General features: G+C 65.7%; 20 protein-coding genes. 12 read left to right on the top strand and 8 right to left on the bottom strand.

What is annotated here, in order from left to right:
• Positions 1 to 3: 3 nt before the first annotated feature.
• Genes G6P99_RS45350 through G6P99_RS45335 form a run of 4 tightly spaced genes read left to right on the top strand, consistent with a single transcriptional unit; the run spans position 4 to position 3651 of the window.
• Complete coding sequence (locus tag G6P99_RS45350; RefSeq protein WP_029077982.1) at positions 4 to 1074, top strand: ABC transporter ATP-binding protein; 1071 nt, start codon at positions 4 to 6, stop codon at positions 1072 to 1074.
• Positions 1071 to 1268 carry a hypothetical protein gene (locus tag G6P99_RS45345; protein WP_029077981.1) on the top strand — a complete coding sequence of 66 codons (198 nt, stop codon included), beginning with the start codon at positions 1071 to 1073 and terminating at the stop codon, positions 1266 to 1268. Before G6P99_RS45350 ends, G6P99_RS45345 begins: the two co-directional genes overlap by 4 nt.
• Complete coding sequence (locus tag G6P99_RS45340) at positions 1265 to 2677, top strand: Asp-tRNA(Asn)/Glu-tRNA(Gln) amidotransferase GatCAB subunit A (protein WP_029077980.1); 1413 nt, start codon at positions 1265 to 1267, stop codon at positions 2675 to 2677. The genes G6P99_RS45345 and G6P99_RS45340 overlap by 4 nt, the downstream gene beginning before the upstream one ends.
• Positions 2674 to 3651: an ABC transporter ATP-binding protein gene (locus G6P99_RS45335; protein WP_029077979.1), complete on the top strand. Its 978-nt coding sequence runs from the start codon at positions 2674 to 2676 to the stop codon at positions 3649 to 3651. The genes G6P99_RS45340 and G6P99_RS45335 overlap by 4 nt, the downstream gene beginning before the upstream one ends.
• Here the strand turns inward: G6P99_RS45335 and G6P99_RS45330 are convergent.
• Complete coding sequence (locus G6P99_RS45330; RefSeq protein ID WP_165126787.1) at positions 3648 to 4556, bottom strand: LysR substrate-binding domain-containing protein; 909 nt, start codon at positions 4554 to 4556, stop codon at positions 3648 to 3650. The genes G6P99_RS45335 and G6P99_RS45330 overlap by 4 nt on opposite strands.
• Before the next feature lie 208 nt (positions 4557 to 4764).
• Here G6P99_RS45330 and G6P99_RS45325 point away from each other — a divergent pair, with 208 nt between their 5' ends.
• The 3 genes from G6P99_RS45325 to G6P99_RS45315 all read left to right on the top strand — a co-directional run bounded on the left by G6P99_RS45325 (position 4765) and on the right by G6P99_RS45315 (position 8693).
• A complete protein-coding gene (locus tag G6P99_RS45325) occupies positions 4765 to 5475 on the top strand; it encodes an acyl-CoA thioesterase domain-containing protein (RefSeq protein ID WP_245284493.1) in 711 nt (236 codons plus the stop codon).
• Positions 5476 to 5622: 147 nt separating this feature from the next.
• On the top strand, positions 5623 to 7374 hold the full coding sequence (locus G6P99_RS45320; RefSeq protein WP_029077977.1) for a type I secretion system permease/ATPase: 1752 nt from the start codon (positions 5623 to 5625) through the stop codon (positions 7372 to 7374).
• Entirely contained in the window at positions 7371 to 8693 is a 1323-nt protein-coding gene (locus tag G6P99_RS45315; protein WP_051345947.1) for an HlyD family type I secretion periplasmic adaptor subunit, read from the top strand. Before G6P99_RS45320 ends, G6P99_RS45315 begins: the two co-directional genes overlap by 4 nt.
• Before the next feature lie 184 nt (positions 8694 to 8877).
• Here G6P99_RS45315 and G6P99_RS45310 read toward each other — a convergent pair whose 3' ends face one another.
• Complete coding sequence (locus tag G6P99_RS45310) at positions 8878 to 9360, bottom strand: CinA family protein (RefSeq protein ID WP_029077975.1); 483 nt, start codon at positions 9358 to 9360, stop codon at positions 8878 to 8880.
• Positions 9361 to 9532: 172 nt separating this feature from the next.
• Between G6P99_RS45310 and G6P99_RS45305 the strand changes: the two genes are divergently transcribed.
• Genes G6P99_RS45305 through G6P99_RS45295 form a run of 3 tightly spaced genes read left to right on the top strand, consistent with a single transcriptional unit; the run spans position 9533 to position 12129 of the window.
• On the top strand, positions 9533 to 10609 hold the full coding sequence (locus G6P99_RS45305; protein ID WP_029077974.1) for an amidohydrolase family protein: 1077 nt from the start codon (positions 9533 to 9535) through the stop codon (positions 10607 to 10609).
• Positions 10606 to 11715 (top strand): amidohydrolase family protein, encoded by a 1110-nt coding sequence (locus G6P99_RS45300; RefSeq protein WP_165126785.1) that lies wholly within the window; start codon positions 10606 to 10608, stop codon positions 11713 to 11715. Before G6P99_RS45305 ends, G6P99_RS45300 begins: the two co-directional genes overlap by 4 nt.
• Entirely contained in the window at positions 11716 to 12129 is a 414-nt protein-coding gene (locus G6P99_RS45295) for a Rieske (2Fe-2S) protein (protein WP_029077972.1), read from the top strand.
• A gap of 159 nt (positions 12130 to 12288) precedes the next feature.
• Here the strand turns inward: G6P99_RS45295 and tcuB are convergent, their stop codons facing one another.
• The 4 genes from tcuB to G6P99_RS45275 form a co-directional block, all read right to left on the bottom strand.
• Positions 12289 to 13392: a tricarballylate utilization 4Fe-4S protein TcuB gene (tcuB, locus tag G6P99_RS45290; RefSeq protein WP_029077971.1), complete on the bottom strand. Its 1104-nt coding sequence runs from the start codon at positions 13390 to 13392 to the stop codon at positions 12289 to 12291.
• A 16-nt stretch (positions 13393 to 13408) separates the two neighbouring features.
• Complete coding sequence (gene tcuA, locus G6P99_RS45285; protein WP_198031095.1) at positions 13409 to 14809, bottom strand: FAD-dependent tricarballylate dehydrogenase TcuA; 1401 nt, start codon at positions 14807 to 14809, stop codon at positions 13409 to 13411.
• A gap of 131 nt (positions 14810 to 14940) precedes the next feature.
• Positions 14941 to 16251, bottom strand: coding sequence for an MFS transporter (locus G6P99_RS45280; protein ID WP_029077969.1), 1311 nt, complete (start codon positions 16249 to 16251; stop codon positions 14941 to 14943).
• A 203-nt stretch (positions 16252 to 16454) separates the two neighbouring features.
• Positions 16455 to 17354 (bottom strand): transcriptional regulator GcvA, encoded by a 900-nt coding sequence (locus G6P99_RS45275; RefSeq protein WP_029077968.1) that lies wholly within the window; start codon positions 17352 to 17354, stop codon positions 16455 to 16457.
• Positions 17355 to 17473: 119 nt separating this feature from the next.
• On the opposite strand from G6P99_RS45275, the gene G6P99_RS45270 reads away from it, so the two are divergent.
• Together G6P99_RS45270 and G6P99_RS45265 are read left to right on the top strand one after the other, a co-directional pair.
• On the top strand, positions 17474 to 17692 hold the full coding sequence (locus G6P99_RS45270; RefSeq protein WP_029077967.1) for a DUF1127 domain-containing protein: 219 nt from the start codon (positions 17474 to 17476) through the stop codon (positions 17690 to 17692).
• 69 nt (positions 17693 to 17761) lie between these two features.
• On the top strand, positions 17762 to 18385 hold the full coding sequence (locus G6P99_RS45265; protein ID WP_029077966.1) for a GNAT family N-acetyltransferase: 624 nt from the start codon (positions 17762 to 17764) through the stop codon (positions 18383 to 18385).
• A 222-nt stretch (positions 18386 to 18607) separates the two neighbouring features.
• Here G6P99_RS45265 and G6P99_RS45260 read toward each other — a convergent pair whose 3' ends face one another.
• Together G6P99_RS45260 and G6P99_RS45255 are read right to left on the bottom strand one after the other, a co-directional pair.
• Positions 18608 to 19438, bottom strand: coding sequence for an enoyl-CoA hydratase (locus G6P99_RS45260; RefSeq protein WP_029077965.1), 831 nt, complete (start codon positions 19436 to 19438; stop codon positions 18608 to 18610).
• A gap of 162 nt (positions 19439 to 19600) precedes the next feature.
• Entirely contained in the window at positions 19601 to 20302 is a 702-nt protein-coding gene (locus G6P99_RS45255; RefSeq protein WP_029077964.1) for an SDR family NAD(P)-dependent oxidoreductase, read from the bottom strand.
• Between the last annotated feature and the right edge of the window lie 3 nt (positions 20303 to 20305).

Here is a 20305-nt window from a genome sequence, read left to right as displayed (position 1 = left end):
GGCATGAGCGACAATCTCTCTGCCGACATGCTGGAGCCGGTCGCCGACATCGGCGGCGCCGCGCAGCCGCTGTTGCAGGTCAAGGGGCTGACAAAACACTTCCCGGTGCGCGGCGGGCTGTTCAGCCCGCGCAAGACCGTGCGCGCCGTCGACGATGTCACCTTCGCGGTCATGAAGGGCGAGACCGTCGGCATTGTCGGCGAGTCCGGCTGCGGCAAGTCGACCACCGCGCGGCTGTTGATGCACCTGATGACCCGCGATGCCGGCGACATCGTCTATGACGGTTTGCAGGTCGGCCCGTCGCTGTCGCTGCGCGATCTGCGCCGCGGCATGCAGATGGTGTTCCAGGACAGCTACGCCTCGCTCAATCCGCGCCTCACCATTGAGGAATCGATCGCGTTCGGGCCCAAGGTGCACGGCATGGCCGACGGCGCGGCGCGGGCGCTGGCGCGCGAGCTGCTCGGCAAGGTCGGTTTGCGGCCGGAGATCTTCGCCAACCGCTATCCGCACGAGGTGTCCGGCGGCCAGCGCCAGCGCGTCAATATCGCCCGTGCGCTCGCGCTGTCGCCGCGGCTCGTGATCCTTGATGAGGCGGTGTCCGCGCTCGACAAATCGGTCGAGGCGCAGGTGCTCAACCTGCTCGCCGACCTCAAGCGCGAATTCGGCCTGACCTATCTGTTCATCAGTCACGATCTCAACGTCGTCCGCTACATCTCCGACCGCGTGCTGGTGATGTATCTCGGCGAGGTCGTCGAGCTCGGCCCGGTCGATGCGGTCTGGGACGCGCCGGCGCATCCCTACACCCGCGCGCTGCTGGCGGCGATGCCGTCATCCGATCCCGACATGCGTACCGAGGTGCCGCCGATCTCGGGCGATCCGCCCAATCCGATCGATCCGCCATCGGGCTGCCGGTTTCACACCCGTTGTCCGTTTGCGGAGCCGCTCTGCGCAAACGACACGCCAAAACTCAGCGTTCTCGATACAATGGGCCATCAAGCGGCGTGCTACATGGCCATTCCTGGCTCAGGGCACAGCCGCGCGCCGGCAAAAGCAAAAGGAGAAAACGCGGCATGACCAGACCCACTCCCAAAGACGTCAAGGTGATCGCGCACGTCGCCGACGTGCCCGCTGACGACGAGACCGCCACCCGCATCGCCAATTCGATCGGGCCCGCCTTCGACGGTTTTGCACCGATCTCCGGCACGCTGCCCTTCGATCTCGAACCCGCGAGCTTCCTGCTGGCGCAGATCACAAAGGTGTCGAAATGAGCACCGAGCCGGCCCTCATGACCCTGACCGCAGTCGCCAAGGCGATTGCCGACAAGAAGGTCTCCTCGCATGAGGTGACGCGCGCCGTGCTGCATCGCATTGCAGAGTGGCAGCCGCGCCTCAACGCCTATATGGCTGTTGAATCCGAACAGGCGCTTGCTGCGGCCACCGAGGCCGATGCGGCGCTCGCCAAGGGCAACGCGCGTGGCCCGCTGCACGGCGTGCCGCTGGCGCACAAGGACATGTATTATGACGCCGGCAAGGTCGTGACCTGCGGCGCGCTGATCCGCCGCGACTTCGTGCCGAAGACGACCGCGACGGCGCTGCAGCGATTGAAGGATGCCGGACAGGTCCGGCTCGGCTCGCTGCAGATGGTCGAGTTCGCCTATGGGCCGACCGGCCACAACGTGCATTACGGCGCGGTGCGCAATCCCTGGAATACCGAGCACATCACCGGCGGCTCGTCGTCGGGCTCGGGCTCGGCGGTCGCCGCGCGGCTCACCTTTGCCGCGCTCGGTTCCGACACCGGCGGCTCGGTGCGCATGCCCGCGCATTTCTGCGGCGTCACCGGGCTGAAGACGACGGTCGGCCGCGTCAGCCGCGCCGGCGCGATGCCGCTGTCGCAGTCGCTCGATACCGTCGGTCCGCTGGCGCAGACCGCGGAGGACTGCGCGCTGCTGCTCGGCCTGATGGCCGGCGCCGATCCCGAGGATCTCACCGCGTCGACGCAGCCGGTGCCCGACTATTTGGCCGCGACCAGACAGTCGCTGAAGGGCGTCAAGATCGGCGTGCCGACGGCGTTCTATGTCGACGACCTCGATCCTGAAGTGGCGCGCATCCTCGACGAGACGGTTGCCACCCTGAAGAAGGAGGGCGCCGAGATCGTCAAGGTCGAGCTGCCCGATCAGCGCCAGCTCAGCGCGGCGTCGCAGCTGGTGCTCGCGGCCGAGGCCGCCGCCTTCCACAAGCGCTGGATGATCGAGCGGCCGCAGGATTACGGCGCGCAGGTCCTGATGCGGCTGCAGAACGGGCTCACCATTCCTGCCGTCAGCTATCTCGAGGCGATGCGCTGGCGCGGCCCTGCGCTCGCCGCACACAATTCGGCGATCAGCGGCGTCGATGCGGTTATTGCGCCGTCGGCCCCGGTGCCGGCGCCGACGATCGCCGAAAGCGACGTCGGCAACGGTCCGGGCGCGGAGGCGGTGATCCAGCGGCTGACGCGGTTCACCCGTCCGGTCAATTATCTCGGCGTGCCGTCGCTCTCGATTCCGTCGGGCTTCACCAGAGCGGGCCTGCCGGTCGGCATGCAGCTGATCGGCCGCTCGTTCGAGGAAGCCGCATTGCTGCGGATCGGCGCAGCGTTCCAGCGCGCGACCGATTTCCACGCCAGGGTGCCCAAGCTCGCATGACCAATCTTGTCGAGATCAACAACCTCAACATCCGCTTCACCGGCGATCGCACGGTGCATGCCGTGAACGATCTCAGCCTGTCGCTCGGCGAGGGCGAGGTGTTGGGGTTGCTCGGCGAGTCCGGCTCGGGCAAGAGCGTGACCTTGCGCGCGTTGATGCGGCTGTTGCCGAAGAAGCGCACGCAGATCTCCGGCAGCGTGACAGTGCTGGGTCGGGATGTGCTGGCGATGGACGACGAGGCGCTGTCCGCATTCCGCGGCCAGACCGTCTCGATGATCTTCCAGGAGCCGGCGCTGGCGCTCGATCCGGTCTACACCATCGGCCGCCAAATCGCGGAGACGGTGATGCGCCACGAGGGCAAGAGCGAGCGCGATGCCACCGCGCGTGCGCTCGAAATGCTCGAAGTCGTGCGGATCCCTTCCGCCAGGCGGCGGCTGGAATCCTATCCGCACGAGATGTCGGGCGGCATGCGCCAACGCGCGATGATCGCACTGGCGCTGGCCTGCAAGCCCAAAATCCTGCTCGCGGACGAACCGACCACGGCGCTCGATGCCACCGTGCAGATCCAGATCCTGCTGCTGCTGCGCGAGCTGCAGCGCGAATTCGGCATGTCGGTCATCTTCGTCACCCACGACATTGGCGTCGCGATCGAGATCTGCGACCGCGTCGCGGTGATGTATGCCGGCCAGATCGTCGAGCAGGGCGCCCTGCGCGACATCGTGCGCACGCCGGTCCATCCCTATGCGAAGGGTCTGCTGGCCTCGACCATCCACGGCGCGATGCGCGGCCAGCGGCTCGAAACCATCCCGGGCACGCCGCCCTCGCTCGATCAGGCACCGGCCGCTTGCTCGTTCGCGCCACGCTGCAGGTTCGCCGAGCCGCGCTGCAGCGAAGGCTTGCCGCCCGGCGTGCAGGTCGCGCCCGGCCATTTGGCGCGCTGCGTGCTCGCAGAACCCGCGGCCGCCACGGTTTAGGAGACGCGGGCGACCGCGTCGGCAATCCAGCGCCGCACTGCGGCAATGCGCCGGTCGCGCGCCTGTTCGGTGCGGGAGATCAGGTAGATCGTCTCGCTGGGCGCGGCCTCGAACGCGAACGGCGCCACCAGTTTCTTGCCGAAGCCCGGCCGCGCCTTGATCAGGGGAGCGATCGCGATCGCGACGCCGAGCCCGTGTTCGGCGGCCTCCAGCATCGCCGGCACGCTGTCGAGCCACAGATGCCCGCGCGGCGCAAGATTCGGCAGCCCGGCCTCCTGCAACCAGGCCGGCCAGGCCCGCGGCTGCGTCGTGACATGGATCAGCACCTCGCGCGACAGGTCCTCCGGCCGCCGCAGTCCGGCCTTGACCAGCGCCGGCGCGCAGACCGGCTGCCCGCTGACCCGGACCAGCGGCTCGACCTTCAGCCCGGCGGCATGCTCCCGCCCGTAGCGGATCGCGACGTCGACGCGCGAGCCGATGAAGTCGGCATATTGATGGGTGGCCTCGATCCGCAGCGTCAGCTGCGGATGGCGCCGCTTGAACTCCGGCAGCGCCGGCAGCAGCACGGCGCTGGTGAAGAACGGCAATGAGCTGATCCAGAGTTCGCCGCTGCTCTCGCGGCGTTGCCGCAGCATGTCGCGGCTAGCCTCCTGCAGCGTCGCCAGCGCGGCCGACACCTTTGCGAGATAGCGCTCGCCGTCCAGGGTCAGCCGCACCGAGCGCGCGCCGCGGACGAACAGTTTGGTGCCGAACTGCTGCTCCAGCCCGCGGATCTGGTGGCTGATCGCCGACGGGCTCAGCGACAGGTCGCGCGCGGCGCCGCGGAAGCTCAACTGTGTGGCCGCGCGCTCGAAGGCGAGCAGCGCCGCGAGCGGCGGGATCAGGCGCGGATCCGGAGCGTCCAATGGGTGAATTTTGTTCACCTGAAGTGATGAACGGCCTTTTGTCATGGCTGCTATTCTTCGCTCAGATTGCCAGATCGCTCAATCCTGCTCACCTCAGGGAACGCACCTTGGCCATCTTCGAACCGCTCGCCACGCCCCACCACTGGAAGCCCGCCGCGCTGCGGCGGGGCCGTTCGCAGGCCTTCAGGGCGGGGCGGTCGCAAGCCTGTTGACCGCCGAGGTCGAGGCGATGGCCGGCGCGCGCAACTGGGGCACCGCGATCTCAGCTTCAGCCTGGTTCCTGCGGCCGACCCCGATGGCCGAATTGCGCACGCAAGTCACCGTCGTGACCGAGGGCGGCCGGGTCAGCGTCGTCGACAACACGCTCTGGCCGGTCGGCGAAGCGCAGCCCACCGCGACGGTGCGCGTGACGCTGTCCCGCGAACGTGCCGTCGAGGTGCCGGGCCTTGACGGAAGTGCAGCCGATCCGGTCGATCCCACGGCCTTTCCGTTGCGCAACCTGCACGCCGTCCATGGCCATGGCCGCAGCTGGTTCATGGATGCGATGGAAGCCCGTGTCGGCGGCGAGGTTGCCTGGTTTCGCATGCATCATGAGGTGACGACCGATGCCGGCCCGCTGGCGCGGGTGCTCGGTCCCGCCGACTGGACCCACGGCATCGCGCGCCCGGTCCAGAACGTGGTGGCCGACCCCAATCCGAATCTGGCGGTGCAACTGTTCAGGCCACCGCGGGGCGCGTGGATCGGTGTTCGCCCCGAGGCGCGCTGGCGCCCGGAAGCCGGCCTTGGCGTCGGCAGCGGGGTATTGCTCGATGTGAACGGCGAGATCGGCAGGGTCTCGATGTCGGTCATTCTCGTGCCCTTTCCAAGAACTGCACCTGTTACCGCACCTGTTACCGCGCCGGGTTCCGCGGCCGGTTAACCCTAATTATTCCGTCAACTGTCTGTGGGATCACAAAAATAGCCCGCGAACCATGCTCTGGTCGACGCGACTTGAAATGGACGATGGCCGCAAACGCCTATACAAGGTGGTCATCACGTAACGCTTTGTTTGCAGAGAACAGTTTTCATGGCAGCCGCGCCCGCTGTCCGGCGTTCCGAACTGGCTGAGGCGCTGCGCGCATGTCGCAGTGCCTTCATCGGCGTCGGTCTCATCAGTTGCATGATCAACCTGTTATATCTGACAGGTTCGATGTTCATGCTGCAGGTCTACGACCGCGTGCTGCCGAGCCGTAGCGTTCCGACCCTGGTCGGCCTCGTGGTCATCGCCGCGGTGCTCTACATCGCCCAGGGCGTGCTCGATCTCTTGCGCGGACGGATCCTCGGTCGCGTCGGCACCTCGCTCGACGAGGCGCTCAATGCGCGGGTGTTCGACACCATCGTGCGGCTGCCGCTGATGGCCGGCAATCGCAGCGAGGGCCTGCAGCCGCTGCGCGATCTCGACAACGTGCGCTCCTTCCTCGGCAGCATGGGTCCCGGCGCGTTCTTCGATTTGCCTTGGCTGCCGTTCTACATGGCGATCTGCTTCGCGTTCCATTGGCTGCTCGGCGTCACCGCGCTGGTCGGCGCCGTCATTCTGGTGACGTTGACGCTGATTACCGAATACATGTCGCGCTCGCCCGCCAAGGAAGCGATGTCGCTCGCGGCGCGGCGCAACGATCTCGCCGCCTCGAGCCGCCGCAACGCCGAGGTGCTCGTGGCGATGGGCATGGCCGGGCGGATGAACAAGCGCTGGAACGAGGCCAACGAGGAATATCTCTCCGGCAACCAGCACGCGAGCGACGTCACCGGTGGGCTCGGTGCGGTCGCCAAGGTGCTGCGCATGATGCTGCAGTCCGCGGTGCTCGCGGTCGGTGCCTATCTCGTGATCCACCAGGAGGCCACCGGCGGCATCATCATCGCCGGCTCGATCCTGAGCGCGCGGGCGCTGGCGCCGGTCGATCTCGCGATCGCGCATTGGAAGGGCTTTGTCGCCGCGCGGCAGAGCTGGCAGCGGCTCAACCGCCTGCTGCAACAGATTCCGGCGCGCCCCGAGCAGACGCTGCTGCAGGCGCCGGAGAAGAGGCTTTCGGTCGAGGCGGTGACCATGGTTGCGCCCGGCGATCAGCGCGCCATCGTGCAGGACATCACCTTCGCGGCCGAAGCCGGCAGCGGCGTCGGCGTGATCGGCCCGAGCGGTTCCGGCAAGTCGTCGCTGATCCGGGCGCTGGTCGGCGTCTGGGTGCCGGCGCGCGGCAAGGTACGGCTCGACGGCGCAGCGCTCGACCAGTGGTCGTCGGACGAGCTCGGGCGCCATGTCGGCTATTTGCCGCAGGACGTCGAATTGTTCGCCGGCACGGTGGCGCAGAACATCTGCCGGTTCGATCCCGACGCCAAGTCCGACGGCATCATCGCCGCGGCCAAGGAAGCCGGCGTGCACGAGATGATCATCAAGATGCGCGAGGGCTACGACACCCAGGTCGGCGAGCAGGGCACCGCGCTCTCCGCTGGCCAGGCGCAGCGCGTCGCGCTGGCGCGCGCGCTCTACGGCGATCCGTTTCTGATCGTGCTGGATGAGCCGAACTCCAACCTCGATAGTGAAGGCGACGAGGCTCTGACCCGCGCGGTGCGTGGTGCCCGCGAACGCGGCGCCATCGTCATCGTGGTCGCGCACCGGCCGGTCGGCATCGAGGGCGTCGACCAGCTGCTGGTGCTGAAGGACGGCCGCATGCAGACCTTTGGGCCGAAGGAGACCGTGCTCGCCCAGGTGCTGCAGCGCGTCGCGCCGCCGGTGCCGACGCCGATCAAGATCGTCGCCGATGCGGGGGGAGCCAAGTCATGAGCGATCGCATGACCGATCAGCCGCGCAACGCACGTCTCTCGATCCGCAAGCATCTGATCGTCGGCCTCGTCGTGGTTCTGGTTCTGGGCGGCGGCGTCGGTGGCTGGGCGACCACGGTGCCGATCTCGGGCGCGCTGATCGCGCCGGGCTCGGTGGTGGTCGAGTCCAACGTCAAGAAGGTGCAGCATCCGACCGGCGGCGTGGTTGGCGAGGTCCGGGTGCGTGACGGCGACGTGGTCAAGGCGGGTGATGTCGTCGTGCGCCTCGACGAGACGGTCGTGAAGGCGAGCCTTGCGATCGTGGTCAAGACGCTGAATGGCCTCTACGCGCGCGCAGCCCGGCTCGAAGCCGAGCAGCGGGGCAACGACAAGATCGCCTTCCCGCCGCAGCTCACCGAGCAGGCCAAGGATCCCGACGTGCGCGACATCATGGCGAGCGAATCCAAGCTGTTCGAAGTCCGCGTCAACGGCCGCAGCGGCCAGAAGGCGCAGCTGCGCGAACGCGTCACCCAGCTCAACGAGGAGATCTCCGGCCTGCAGGCGCAGGAAGCCGCCAAGGACAAGGAGATCGCACTGGTGCAGCAGGAGCTGGTCGGCGTCCGCCAGCTCTATGAGCAGCATCTGGTGCAGCTCACCCGCCTGACCACGCTGGAGCGCGACGCGGCGCGGCTCTCCGGCGAGCGCGCGCAATACATCGCCTCGCGCGCCCAGGCCAAGGGCAAGATCACCGAGACCGAGTTGCAGATCATCCAGGTCGACAAGGACATGGTCTCCGAGGTCTCGAAGGACCTGCGTGAGACCAACGACAAGATCGGCGAGTTTGTCGAACGCAAGGTGACCGCCGAAGACCAGCTTCGCCGCATCGACATCCGCGCGCCGCAGGACGGCGTCGTGCTGCAGTCGACCGTGCACACGGTCGGCGGTGTGATCACCGCCGGCGACGCCATCATGATGATCGTGCCGAAGGCCGACGATCTGTCGGTCGAGGCCAAGGTCAACCCGCAGGACATCGACAAGCTGCAGGTCGGACAGAAGACCGTGCTGCGGCTCTCCGCCTTCAACCAGCGTACCACGCCCGAGCTGAACGGCGTCGTCACGCGCGTCTCCGCCGACGTCAACACCGATCAGCGCACCGGGCAGAGCTACTACACCATCCGCGTCTCGATGCCCCCGGAAGAGGTCGCGCGCCTCGGCAGCGAGGTGAAGATCATCCCAGGCATGCCGGTGGAAGCCTTCGTCCAGACCGGCGACCGCACCATGCTGTCGTATCTGATGAAGCCGATGAGCGACCAGTTCATGCGCTCGTTCCGCGAGAAGTGAGATTCTTCGCGCAGCGTTGCTCCGCTGATTGATAGTCCGCGAATCTCTCCCCCGCGTCGTCCCGGCGAAGGCCGGGACCCATTACCCCAGGAATGAGTTATGATGCAGGGTGTGGCCATAGCGCAGCTCACCGCCAACACTTGTGGTTATGGGTCCCGGCCTTCGCCGAGACGACGCCGTTGAACTAGCGCGACAGATTCCTCAGCAGTAGCTCCAGCGCCGCCTTTGCGAACGCCTGCATGTTGGCCTGCCGGTCGCCGCTGGCGGTTTCCAGCGTGATGACCTGCTGCTGCGGGCCTGAGACCGCCATGCAGCTGTGGCCGGCGGCATCGCCGTAGCGGTTGCCGGTCGGGCCGGCGGCGCCGGTTTCCGACAATCCCCAATCGGTCGCGAGGCGTTCGCGGATCTGGCGCGCCAGCAACTGAGCATAGGGTTCTGACGACGAGCGGAGACCCCGCATCGCGTCGTCGGAAATGTCCATCAGCGCACGCCGCGCGTCGCGGGTGTAGATCACGCCGCCGCCGAGGAAATAGGCCGATGCGCCGGGCACCGCGAGCAGTGACGCGGAGATCAGTCCGCCGGTGGAGGACTCCGCGACCGCAATCGTCTGCTTGTTGGCGATCAGTTTCGCGGCGACCTGCTCAGCGATGGATATGAGTGCGTTCATCGGCGCTCTTTCTCGTTGCTTGCCATGAAAATCCTGTAGGGCGTTCTGCCTTCCTAGCACACCACACCGGCCTCTGCCGAGTTGCGGATCGCAGCATGGACTGATTGAATGTCGGACAACAACCAAGCGGCGCCCCGACAGTTGTTGTGAGAGCGTGCGCGGAGGAAACACCATGACGTTGCCGATCGCGGGCGGCGTGGATTGCGATCTGCATCCCGCCGTGCCTCACCTCACCAGCCTGCTGCCGTACATGAACGACTACTGGCGCGACCAGGTGACGACGCGCGGCATGACGGATCTGATCTCGCAATCCTATCCCACCAATTCGCCGATCTCGTCGCGGCCGGACTGGCGCCCCGCGCAAGGCAAGCCGGGCTCGAGCCTTGGGGACATGCAAAGTCAGGCGCTCGACAAGTTCGGCACCGCCTACGGTATCTGCAACCCGCTCTACGGCGTGCAGTTGGTGTTCTCCGAAGACATGGCCGATGCCTTCTGCCGCGCGCTGAACGACTGGCTGGTCAAGGAGTGGCTCGACAAGGATGATCGGCTGCGCGGATCGATCGTGATTCCGATGCAGAGCATCGACAAGGCGGTGGCCGAGATCGAGCGCTGTGCGCAGGACAAGCGCTTCGTGCAGGTGCTGATGCTTGTGATGGGCGACATGCCGCTCGGCAAGCGTCACTACTGGCCGATTTACGCCGCGGCCGAACGGCACGGCCTGCCGATCGGCATCCATGCCGGCAGCGCCTACCACAACCCGCCGACCTCGGTCGGCTGGGGCTCCTATCACATCGAGGATTACGTCGCGCAGGCGCAAGCGTTCCAGACCCAGCTCACCAGCCTGATCGTCCAGGGCGTGTTCGCGCGCCATCCAGCCTTAACGATGGTGATGCTGGAGAGTGGTTTCACCTGGCTGCCGCCGTTCCTGTGGCGGCTGCACAAGTTCTGGCGCGGCGTGCGCATGGAAACGCCGTGGGTCGATCGTGCGCCGCTGGAGATTGTGCGAAGCAACATCCGCTTCTCGCTGCAGCCGGTCGACGCGCCGCCGGAAGGCGACACCCTGAACCGGCTGTTCGACCATATGCAGTCGGACGAATTGATCCTATTCTCGACTGACTATCCGCATTGGCAGTTCGATGGTGACGAGGTCTTGCCGAAGGGGTTGTCGCCGGACCTGGTCCGCAAGATCATGATCGACAATCCGCACGCGACCTATGGACGGTTGAAGGTGAAGGAGATGACGCCATGAACATCCAGGTTCGGGAACGCCCCGAGGCGGCCGCGTCGACGGGCATCAAGACCGCGATCGCCGATTGCGACATCCATCCGGCACGCGCGACCAAGGACGAGCTGCATCCTTATCTGGCCAAGCGCTGGCACAGCCATCTCGAGACCTTCGGCGTTCATGCTTATCAGGGCATGATGGAAGGCCCGCCCTATCCGAAGGCGCAGCCGAACGCCTCGCGCCGCGACGCCTATCCGCCGGAAGGCGGGCCGCAGGGCTCGTCGCTGTCCTTCATGCAGAAGCAGCATCTCGATCCCAACAATGTCGCGCTCGGCGTGCTCAATCCGCTCAACACCGGGCAGGGCATCCGCAACCAGGACCTCGCCGGCGCGATCTGCTCGGCGATCAACGACTGGCAGATCGAGAAATGGACCAGCAAGGACTCGCGGCTGAAGGGCTCGGTGGTCGTCGCCAATGAGGAGGGCGTGTCGGCGGCAGCGGAAATCCGCAAGCGCGCAGGCGACACGAATTTCGTCCAGGTGCTGCTGCTCAGCCGCAACGTCGAGCCGCTCGGCCAGCGCCGCTACTGGCCGATCTATGAGGCGGCGCAGGAGGCCGGCCTGCCGATCGGCGTGCACGCCTTCGGCTTCGGCGGCAACCCGATCACCGCCTCGGGCTGGCCGAGCTATTACATCGAGGAGATGGTTGGGCATTCGCAGTGCCAGCAGACCGCGCTGGCGAGCCTGGTGCTCGAAGGCGTGTTCGAGCGCTTCCCGAAACTGAAGATGGTGATGGTCGAGGCCGGCTTCGGCTGGGCGCCGTCGCTCGCCTGGCGACTCGACAAGGTGTTTGCGCGGCTGCATTCCGAGGTGCCGCATCTGAAGCGCAAGCCGTCGGAATACATCCGCGACCACATCTGGTGGACCACGCAGCCGATGGAAGATCCGGAGAGCCGCGACCATCTGTTCCAGACCATCGAATGGATCGGCTGGGACAGACTGTTGTTCGCGACCGACTATCCGCATTGGGATTACGACGAGCCTTCGCGCGTGCTGCCGGCCGGCGTCAGCGATGCTAACCGCCAGGCGTTCTATCTCGACAATGCGAAGCAGCTGTACGGTATCTCATAGATGGCGCGTCATGTGATTGCCCCGGTGGACGAGTTGCCACCCGGGTCGCGAAAATTCTTCGAGATCGACGGACGGCCGATCGCCGTCTTCAACGTCAAGGGCGAGTTCTTCGGCCTGTTGAACCGCTGCCCGCATCAGGGCGCGGCGCTCTGCGAGGGCCCGCTGATCGGGCTCGCGTCATCCTCCGATCCCGGCGAGATCGAATACACCAAGCTCGGCGAGATCCTGCGCTGCCCCTGGCATGGCTGGGAGTTCGACATCCGCACCGGCCAGTCCTATTGCGACCCGCGTCGCTTCCGCGTACGCGCCTATCCGGTCAGCGTCGAGCCGGGCACCAATGTGGTGAAGGGGCCGTATGTCGCCGAGACCATCAAGGTCGCGGTGGAAAGCGACTACGTGGTGGTGGATTTGTAGTGTTCGCCGCGCTGGCGCCACGCGGGCGGTCCCGTAGGGTGGGTTAGCCGACTACGTCCGCCGTAGCTCAACGAGCGAAGGCGGAAGGCGTAACTCACCATCTTCTCCGCGGCACGAAGTCGGGGAGTTACGCTTCGCTAACCCACCCTACATTCTTAATCACTCCGCCGTCATCTGCCGTTCCCGCGCGTAGCGCACCAGCGCGACGAAGCGGTAAATGCCGTGCACGAATTTTCCGTAGGGCATGGTGATGAACAGCGCGAACACCACGCCGAGGTGTAGCGCGAGCAGCGGGCCCATCGCGGCAGTCTCGCGCCACAGCAGCAAGGCGAGGCCAGTGATGCTGGTCAGGAACAGCATCAGGATGAACGCGGTGTCCATGCCCATCTGCTTTTCGTCGACCAGCACCCGATCGCGCTTCCATTTCTCTGACAAGAGCCCGATAGGGCCGACCACGAGCCCGATGCCGCCGAGCGTGCCCAACACCACAGGCAGATCCCACCAGGCATAGGGCGCTTCGCGCGCCAGCAGATAATGATACAGCGTTCCGACGCAGGTCGCGGCGAAGCACAGCGCGAAGCCGTAGAAGGTGAAGTGGTGATGCAGCTTGCGGCGGTCGGTCGGGTGGTCGTCCTCGTTGAAGCAGCCGACGCCGCCGCCGTCGAGATAGCGCAGCTCGCCGGCATCTCGCACCGCCTGCAACAGCGATTTCGCGTCCGTTTTCATGCCAATGGGCTCGCCGATCGCGCGCCAGAACGCGCGCGCGCCCATCGCCAGCGCCAGGATGGCGTAGAGCAAAGCGGCGCCGAACAGCAGCGCCATCGCATTGTGCGGCATCAATTTGTAGAACGCGCCGGGCCCGGTGTGGATGCCATACAGCACGCCGCGGTCGTTGACGGCGGCAAAGCCGAAGATGAAGGCGGCGACGCTCAGCGCCGCGATCAGGCTGATGACGAGGCCGTTGCGCGCGAACACGCCGGCGAAGGCGCGTGGCCAGGCATAGGCGGCATAGGATTCGGCGCGCGCCACCGCGAGCGTCTTCGGCACATTGACGTTGAATTCGTGCGGCGGCGAGAACTGGCAGTCGGTATAGCAGGCGCCGCAGGCATGGCAGAGATTGGCGAGATAGTTGAGGTCGCCGTCGGAGAAGGCGCGGCGCATCTCCATCGCGGGAAACACCGCGCACAGGCCCTCGCAATAGCGGCAGGAATTGCACACCGTCATCAGACGGTCGGCTTCCTGCAAGATCCTCGTCCCGTGCATCGCTCCCGCCTAGCTGTCAGTTCCGCGCATTCTTCGCCGCTTCCCGCCCGGCGACGCGGCCGAACACGCTGCCGATGGTCATGCCGATGCCGGCGGCGTAGCCCTTGCCGAGCACGTTGCCGGCCATGATCTCGCCGGCGGCGAACATGTTGGCGGACGGCTTGCCGTCCTTCATCAGCATCCGCGACTGCTTGTTCACGCGGGTGCCGAGATAGGTGAAGGTGATGCCGGGCCGCACCGGATAGGCGAGATAGGGCGGCGTCTCGATCCTGCGCGCCCAATGCGTCTTCGGAGGCGTGATGCCTTCGGTGCGGCAGTCGTCGAGGATGGTGTGGTCGAAGCTGCCGGGCTGCACCGAGGCGTTGAATTCGGTGATGGTCTTTTCCAGCGCGGCCGCATCGAGCTCGAGCTTGCCGGCGAGTTCGGCAATCGTTGAGCCTGCGATCGGCGGAAACAGCGTCGGCATGAAGCTCGTCACGACGGTCGAATCGAAAATGATGTAGGCGATCTGGTCCGGCTGCGCCGCGACCAGGCGGCCCCAGATCGCATAGCGCTTCGGCCAGATGTCCTCGCCTTCGTCGTAGAAGCGCTCGGCATGCTTGTTGACGACAATGCCGAACACGACCGAGTCATGACGGGTAATGATGCCGCCGTCGAACTTCGGCGCGCGGGCGTCGATTGCCACCGCATGGCACTGCGTTGGATCGCCGATCTCCTGCACGCCTTTGGCCAGCAGCATCTTCAGGATCGCGCCTCGATTATACGGCGTGCCGCGGATCAGGAAATTGTCGGCGGCCTCGCCCCAATATTGCTTCAGCCATTCGATATTTGCCTCGAAGCCGCCGGCGGCCGCGACCAGGGTCGAGGCGCGCACCTCGGTCCTGCCGCCGACCGGCTGCTTCAGCTGGGCCGAGAGGAACATGCCGTCCTCGATCTTGAGATCGATGACCTCGGCATCGTAGAGGATGTCGACGCCGAGCTCCTCGGCGGTAAGATACAGCGCGTTCAGCATCGCGCGGCCGCCGCCGAGGAAGAACGAATTGGTGCGGCCGAGGCTCAAGGTGCCGCCGAGCGAGGGCTGCCAACGCACGCCCTGTTGGACGATCCAGTTCAGGATGTCCTTGGACTCGTGGATCATGAAGCGGGCCAGTTCCTCGTCGGTCTGGCCGCCGGTCACCAGCAGCAAATCCTGCCAGAATTCCTCCTCGGTGTAGGGACCGGTGAGGATTTCGGTCGCCGCGTCATGGGCGCAGCGCATGTTGCGGGTATGGCGGGTGTTGCCGCCGCGGTAGAACTTTGGCGCGCCTTCCAGTACCAGCACCGAAGCACCGGCGCGCCGTGCGCTGATCGCAGCGCAGAGCGCGGCGTTGCCGCCGCCGATCACCAGCACGTCGAACCTGCGCGTCAGATCAACCATGCGCTCTTGTTATCGTTGTTGGCATGGAAAGCAACAGGGGCGGGCGAATGAGCATGATCCGGAAAAGCGTGTAGCGGTTTTCCGAAAGATCATGCTCAAATAAAGAGTCTGCCCCAATTGCATGCGCACGATCATGCCGCAACCGTCTCACGCTGCTCGATGGTCTGGCCGTCACGATAGACGATCAGCGCGGCGACGATGCCGAGCACGGCCGCGCACATCAGCCAGTAGCCGGGCGAGGCCTTGTCGCCGGTCTGCTGGATCAGCCAGGTCGAGGCGAACGGCGTGAATGTGCCGAACAGCCCGGCCGCCAGCGCAAAGGCCAGCGAGAAGCAGGTGGTGCGGACATGCGCCGGCACGATCTCGACCAGAGAGCCCAGCATGGTGCCGCTGTAGACGCCGAAATAGAACGAGAACATCATCTCGACCGCCAGCATCTTGCCGAAGCTCGGATCGGTGACCAGCCAGTGCAGCGCCGGATAGGCCGTCACCAGCGACAGGCCGGCGATCGCCAGCAGCACCGGCTTGCGGCCGATCCGGTCGGACAGCGCGCCGCCGACCGGATTCCAGATGAAGTTGGTCACGGCGACCAGCAGCGTCACCAGCAGCGCATCCTGGGTCGAGAGCTTCAGCACGGTCTTGCCGAAGGTCGGCGTGTAGACGGTAACGAAGTAGAAGGTCGTGGTGGTCAGCACCGCGATCATCATGCCGAGGATCACGATGCGCCAGTTGGCGAGTGCCGACGAAAACACCTCGCTTGCAGTCGGATGCTTCTTCATCGCCAGGAACGCCGGGGTTTCCTCCAGCGTGCGGCGCAGGAAGAAGATCACGGGGATGATCAGGCAGCCGACGAAGAACGGGATGCGCCAGCCCCAGTCCGCGACGGTTGCGGCCGGCATGCTCTCGCTCAGGATGAAGCCGAGGATCGAGGCGACGAAGATCGCCACCTGCTGGCTCGCCGACTGGAACGAGGTATAGAAGCCGCGATTGCCGGGTGTGGCGATCTCCGCGAGGTAGACCGAGACGCCGCCGAGCTCGACGCCGGCGGAGAAGCCCTGCAGCAGGCGGGCAAGCAGGACGATAATCGGAGCGGCAATGCCGATGCTTGCATAGGTCGGGCAGATCGCGATCACCACCGTGCCGACGGCCATGATTGCGAGCGTTACGATCAGGCCCTTGCGGCGGCCGATGCGGTCGATATAGGCGCCGAGCACAATCGCTCCGACTGGGCGCATCAGCGCGCCGAGCCAGAACACGCCGAAGGCGTTGAGCAGCGCCGCGGTCTCGTTCTCGGAGGGGAAGAAGGCCTTGGCGATAAGGGGCGCATAGAAGCCGAACAGGAAGAAGTCAAATTGCTCGAGGAAATTGCCGCTGGTCGCGCGCAGGATGGCGCCAAGACGCGACTTGATTTGCGGGACTTGTGGTGAACTCGACTGCGACATAACGCCTTTTCCTTCCCCGAAACAAAAGGGCCGGCGAAAATTGTCTCGCCAGCCAAGGCAGTTACCCTGCCATGTGCGGCAATTTGGCACGCCTGTCCGGCGCGACCAACCCCGAAATCACGCCGAGGCCATCGGAAAAAAGCCGTAGGTGGAAATCTGCTGGAAGCGCCTTCGAGCGAAGCTTGAGCGCAGCGTGCGCCGCATCAAGGCGCGGTATGTGCCGCGGCGCCGAGCCAGGAGCGGAACGCGGAGAGTTTTGGCGTATCGGCGCGTCCCTGCGGCGACACCAGATAGAAGCCGGCGTCCGCCGGCAGTGCGATCTTGAAGGGAACCACGAGCCGGCCCTTGGTGATGTCGTCCTGCACATAGGAGGTGCGGCCCATCGCGATGCCGATCCCGTCGATCGCGGCCTGGAGCGTCACGAACAGCAGGTCGAAGGTGACGCCCGGCTGTTTGGAGACGTCGGTCGGCAGGCCCGCCGCGGTCAGCCACAGCCGCCAGTCGTCGCTGTTGGCGTTGCTGGTGTGCAGCAGCACATGATCCCTGAGATCCTCAGGGCATTTGAGCGGCTTGGTTCCCTGCAGCAGCGAGGGACTGCACACCGGAAACAGCTCGTCCGCCATCAGCCAGTCCGCGCGCAGGCCGGCCCATTGGCCGCGGCCGTAGCGGATCGCGGCGTCGACCTTGTCGCGGTGGAAATCGACCAGGCTGGTTGAGGTGGTGATGCGGACGTCGATGCCGGGATGCGCCTCCTGGAATGCCGACAGCCGCGGCAGCAGCCATTTGGCGGCGAGCGACGCCAAGGTCGAGACGGTGAGCACGTGATCGTCGTCCCGGCGTAGCAGCCGATCTGTCGCAAGCCGGAGGTCGTTGAAAGCGGCGCGGACGCCGGGAAGGTATTCGGCGGCCTCCGGCGTCAGGCCCAGCGAGCGGTTCTGGCGGATAAACAGGCGGACGCCGAGTTCCTCCTCAAGCCGCCGGATCTGATGGCTGATCGCGGTCTGGGTCACGTTCAGTTCGGACGCCGCCAGCGTGAAGCTCATGTGCCGCGCGGCGGCCTCGAATGCCCTCAGGCCGTTCAGCGAAGGCAGGCGGCTGGTCATGCCAGAAAGGTCTCCCAATGCATGACGTTAATTCATGCGAAGCGGTACAAAGTGTCGTTTGTGAACGGGCCGAATAGCTCCGATATTGCCGCCAACAGGTTTACCGATAGGAGCCGCAAATGTCCATTTTCACCCATGAATCGATGACAAATCATCATACGGCCGATCATCATGCATCGGGGCTGCTGAACCAGGTCGGCGAGACGCTGCATGTCTGGTGGGAGCGCTACGAGCGCCGCCGCGAGCTGTCGCAGTGGACCGAGCGCGACCTGCACGACATCGGCATGTCCCGCAGCGACGTCGTGTTCGAGACCGACAAGCCGTTCTGGCGGGCCTAATGGGCCGCCGTCGCCGGCGCCGCCTCGATGGAGGGGCGCCGGCCAGTTTCTTCACCCGAGGAGCGTGTCATGGTTGCGCTGCATCTCGACGATCTCAAGCAATACTCCGACGTGCTGCGCGCCAAGAACGGCAGCGAGATCAAGGTGCGCTTCGTCGAGCCGCGCGATCGCGAGGAACTGCAGAACTACATCCGATCGCTCTCCGCGGGGTCCCGCTACAACCGCTTCCTGGGCGCACTGAGCGAGCTGCCGAAGACGGAGCTCGAGCGTTTTATTCATGTCGGCGAGGCTGACCGGTTCACGGTGGTCGCGACGATGCTGGTCGATGGTTTCGAAACCATTGTCGGCGAAGCCCGCTATGCCTTCCATGCCGATACGTCGAGCGTCGAGTTCGGCCTGTCGATCGATGACCGGTGGCAGGGCCACGGCATTGGCAAGGCGCTGCTGAAGAATCTCGAGTGCCGCGCGGCGTCCCTCGGAGCCGAGCGCATTTTTGGCGACACGCTGCGTTCCAATGCGACGATGATCGGGCTCGCCCGCAAGTCCGACTATGCCTTCATGCAAAGCCCCGGCGACTGGAAGCTGGTGCGCTTTGCGAAAGAGATCCACGTCGAACCGCAAGACATTCCCTGTGCCAGCTGGCGGCTTGCCGCCACTTCCCGCTTGGCCGCGATGTCCTCGCTTGCGGTTTGACTGACTAGGCCCGGTTCCGGCCTCCCCAGAACCGGGCCCTTTTCTTTTTAAGTCTGCCGCGATGGCTCTTACCTCCCCTTGAAAAGGGGAGGTCGCTTTGCTCGTCAGAGCAAAGCGGGTGGGGATCCTCTCTCTCTCTCTCTCTCTCCACGGGCAACCGTGCGTGTGGCTGACCCCCATCCCGACCTTCCCCCTTTCAGGGGGAAGGAGAAGAGGCCGAACTCAATTCCCCCGGAATACCGGCTTGCGCTTCTCGATGAACGCCTGCACCGCTTCCTTGTGATCGGCCGTCGTGGTCAGCCGGATCAACCGCTCGGCCTCGTGGCCGCGCGCGGTCGCGAAGTCGAATTGCAGCGCCTCGTCGAGATTGTCCTTCATGTAGCGCAGCGCCAAGGTCGGGCCTTCGGCCATCGACTTCGCCAGCGCAAAAGCCTCGTCCTGCAGCGCCTCGTCCGGCACCACGCGGTTGACGAGGCCGATCTGCTCGCATCTGACGGCATCGACCTTCTCGGAGGTGAACATCAATTCGCGGGCGCGCGAGGTGCCGACCAGCCGCGTCAGCAGCCAGGCCATGCCGTAGTCGCCGCTCAGCGCCACGCGCAGATATCCGGTCGAGATGAAGGCGGATTGCGCCGCGATCCGGATGTCGCAGGCCATCGCGATCGCAAGCCCGGCGCCGACCGCGGGGCCGGGCAGCGCGGCAATGGTCGGCTTGCGTACCGAGGCGAGTGCGCCGGTCAGCAGGCGCTGGCGCTCCTGAAGGTCCGCGACCTTGTCTTCATAGGACATTTCGAGCTTCTTCGGGTCGCGATGCGCGCCCATGCCCTTGACGTTGCCGCCGGCGCAGAACGCCTTGCCGGCGCCGGTGACGAGCAGCACGCCGACCTCGGGGTTCTCGCCGCAGGTCCGGATCATCGTGCGCAGCGCCGGCGTCAGCGTGTCCGACAGCGAGTTGCGGGCATCCGGACGGTTCAGGGTGATGACGGCGACGCGGTCGCGGATCACGCAGAGCAGTTCGTCGGTGCCGGTTTCGATCTTGATTTCGCTGGTCATCTATTCCCCCGGGGTTGAATTGTTGTCGTCATTGCGAGCGCAGCGAAGCAATCCATGCCACCGCGAGTGGAGAAATGGATTGCTTCGTCGCTTCGCTCCTCGCAATGACGGTTAGGATCGGCGCTCAGCCCAGCCTACGCCTTAGAGATGATCTCCGTCATCTCAAAACTTCTCAACCCAGGGCCGCAATTCCAGCTCCCAGGTCCAGGCGCTGCGCGGCTGTTGCAGCACGTTCCAGTAGCTCAATGCAATCGCGTCGGGATCGAGCATCGAATCCGGGCGATCAGCGGGCTCGGTGCGGGCGGCGCTGCGGATGCCGCCGTCGATCACGAAATGCGCGACATGGATACCCTGCGGCGACAGTTCCCGCGCCATGCTCTGCGCCAGCCCGCGCAATGCGAACTTGCCCATCGCGAACGGCGCCGATAGCGCATAGCCCTTGACGCTGGCGGAGGCGCCGGTGAACAGGATCGCGCCCTTCTTGTTGGGCAGCATGCGCTTCGCCGCTTCCTGCGCCACCAGGAAGCCGCCGAACGCCGAGACCGCGATCGCCCGCTCGACCTCGGAGGGGACGAGTTCAACGAAGGGCCCACGCGAGCGGCCAGAGGCGTTGTAGACCACGATATCAGGGGTTCCGATCTCGCGCTCGACGAGGCCGAAGAGACGCTCGACATCCTCGGCCTTGGTGGCATCGCAGGCATAGGTCCGCGCGCCGGTTTCGGTGCAGAGCGCGCCGAGCTTCTCGATGCTGCGGGCGCCCAGCGCCACGCGAATTCCCTCCCGCGAAAATAGCCGCGTCAGCGAGGCGCTGAGGCCCTCGCCGGCGCCGACGATCAGGGCGATCTTGTACTTCGGAATATCCATTGG

It is taken from the genome of Bradyrhizobium sp. 6(2017) (assembly GCF_011058295.2).
Lineage (GTDB): Bacteria > Pseudomonadota > Alphaproteobacteria > Rhizobiales > Xanthobacteraceae > Bradyrhizobium > Bradyrhizobium septentrionale.
This window is presented reverse-complemented; position numbering and strand designations above follow the sequence as displayed.

Bases quoted from the DNA above. Each gene is read 5' to 3' on its own strand.
- G6P99_RS45275 (WP_029077968.1), bottom strand. From the start codon at position 17,354: ATGACCAGCCGCCTGCCTTCGCTGAACGGCCTGAGGGCATTCGAGGCC.
- G6P99_RS45300 (WP_165126785.1), top strand. From the start codon at position 10,606: ATGAACATCCAGGTTCGGGAACGCCCCGAGGCGGCCGCGTCGACGGGC.
- G6P99_RS45270 (WP_029077967.1), top strand. From the start codon at position 17,474: ATGTCCATTTTCACCCATGAATCGATGACAAATCATCATACGGCCGAT.
- G6P99_RS45310 (WP_029077975.1), bottom strand. From the start codon at position 9,360: ATGAACGCACTCATATCCATCGCTGAGCAGGTCGCCGCGAAACTGATC.
- G6P99_RS45305 (WP_029077974.1), top strand. From the start codon at position 9,533: ATGACGTTGCCGATCGCGGGCGGCGTGGATTGCGATCTGCATCCCGCC.
- G6P99_RS45345 (WP_029077981.1), top strand. From the start codon at position 1,071: ATGACCAGACCCACTCCCAAAGACGTCAAGGTGATCGCGCACGTCGCC.
- G6P99_RS45295 (WP_029077972.1), top strand. From the start codon at position 11,716: ATGGCGCGTCATGTGATTGCCCCGGTGGACGAGTTGCCACCCGGGTCG.
- G6P99_RS45260 (WP_029077965.1), bottom strand. From the start codon at position 19,438: ATGACCAGCGAAATCAAGATCGAAACCGGCACCGACGAACTGCTCTGC.
- G6P99_RS45255 (WP_029077964.1), bottom strand. From the start codon at position 20,302: ATGGATATTCCGAAGTACAAGATCGCCCTGATCGTCGGCGCCGGCGAG.
- G6P99_RS45340 (WP_029077980.1), top strand. From the start codon at position 1,265: ATGAGCACCGAGCCGGCCCTCATGACCCTGACCGCAGTCGCCAAGGCG.
- G6P99_RS45335 (WP_029077979.1), top strand. From the start codon at position 2,674: ATGACCAATCTTGTCGAGATCAACAACCTCAACATCCGCTTCACCGGC.
- G6P99_RS45320 (WP_029077977.1), top strand. From the start codon at position 5,623: ATGGCAGCCGCGCCCGCTGTCCGGCGTTCCGAACTGGCTGAGGCGCTG.
- G6P99_RS45315 (WP_051345947.1), top strand. From the start codon at position 7,371: ATGAGCGATCGCATGACCGATCAGCCGCGCAACGCACGTCTCTCGATC.
- G6P99_RS45350 (WP_029077982.1), top strand. From the start codon at position 4: ATGAGCGACAATCTCTCTGCCGACATGCTGGAGCCGGTCGCCGACATC.
- G6P99_RS45280 (WP_029077969.1), bottom strand. From the start codon at position 16,251: ATGTCGCAGTCGAGTTCACCACAAGTCCCGCAAATCAAGTCGCGTCTT.
- G6P99_RS45265 (WP_029077966.1), top strand. From the start codon at position 17,762: ATGGTTGCGCTGCATCTCGACGATCTCAAGCAATACTCCGACGTGCTG.
- tcuB (WP_029077971.1), bottom strand. From the start codon at position 13,392: ATGCACGGGACGAGGATCTTGCAGGAAGCCGACCGTCTGATGACGGTG.
- tcuA (WP_198031095.1), bottom strand. From the start codon at position 14,809: ATGGTTGATCTGACGCGCAGGTTCGACGTGCTGGTGATCGGCGGCGGC.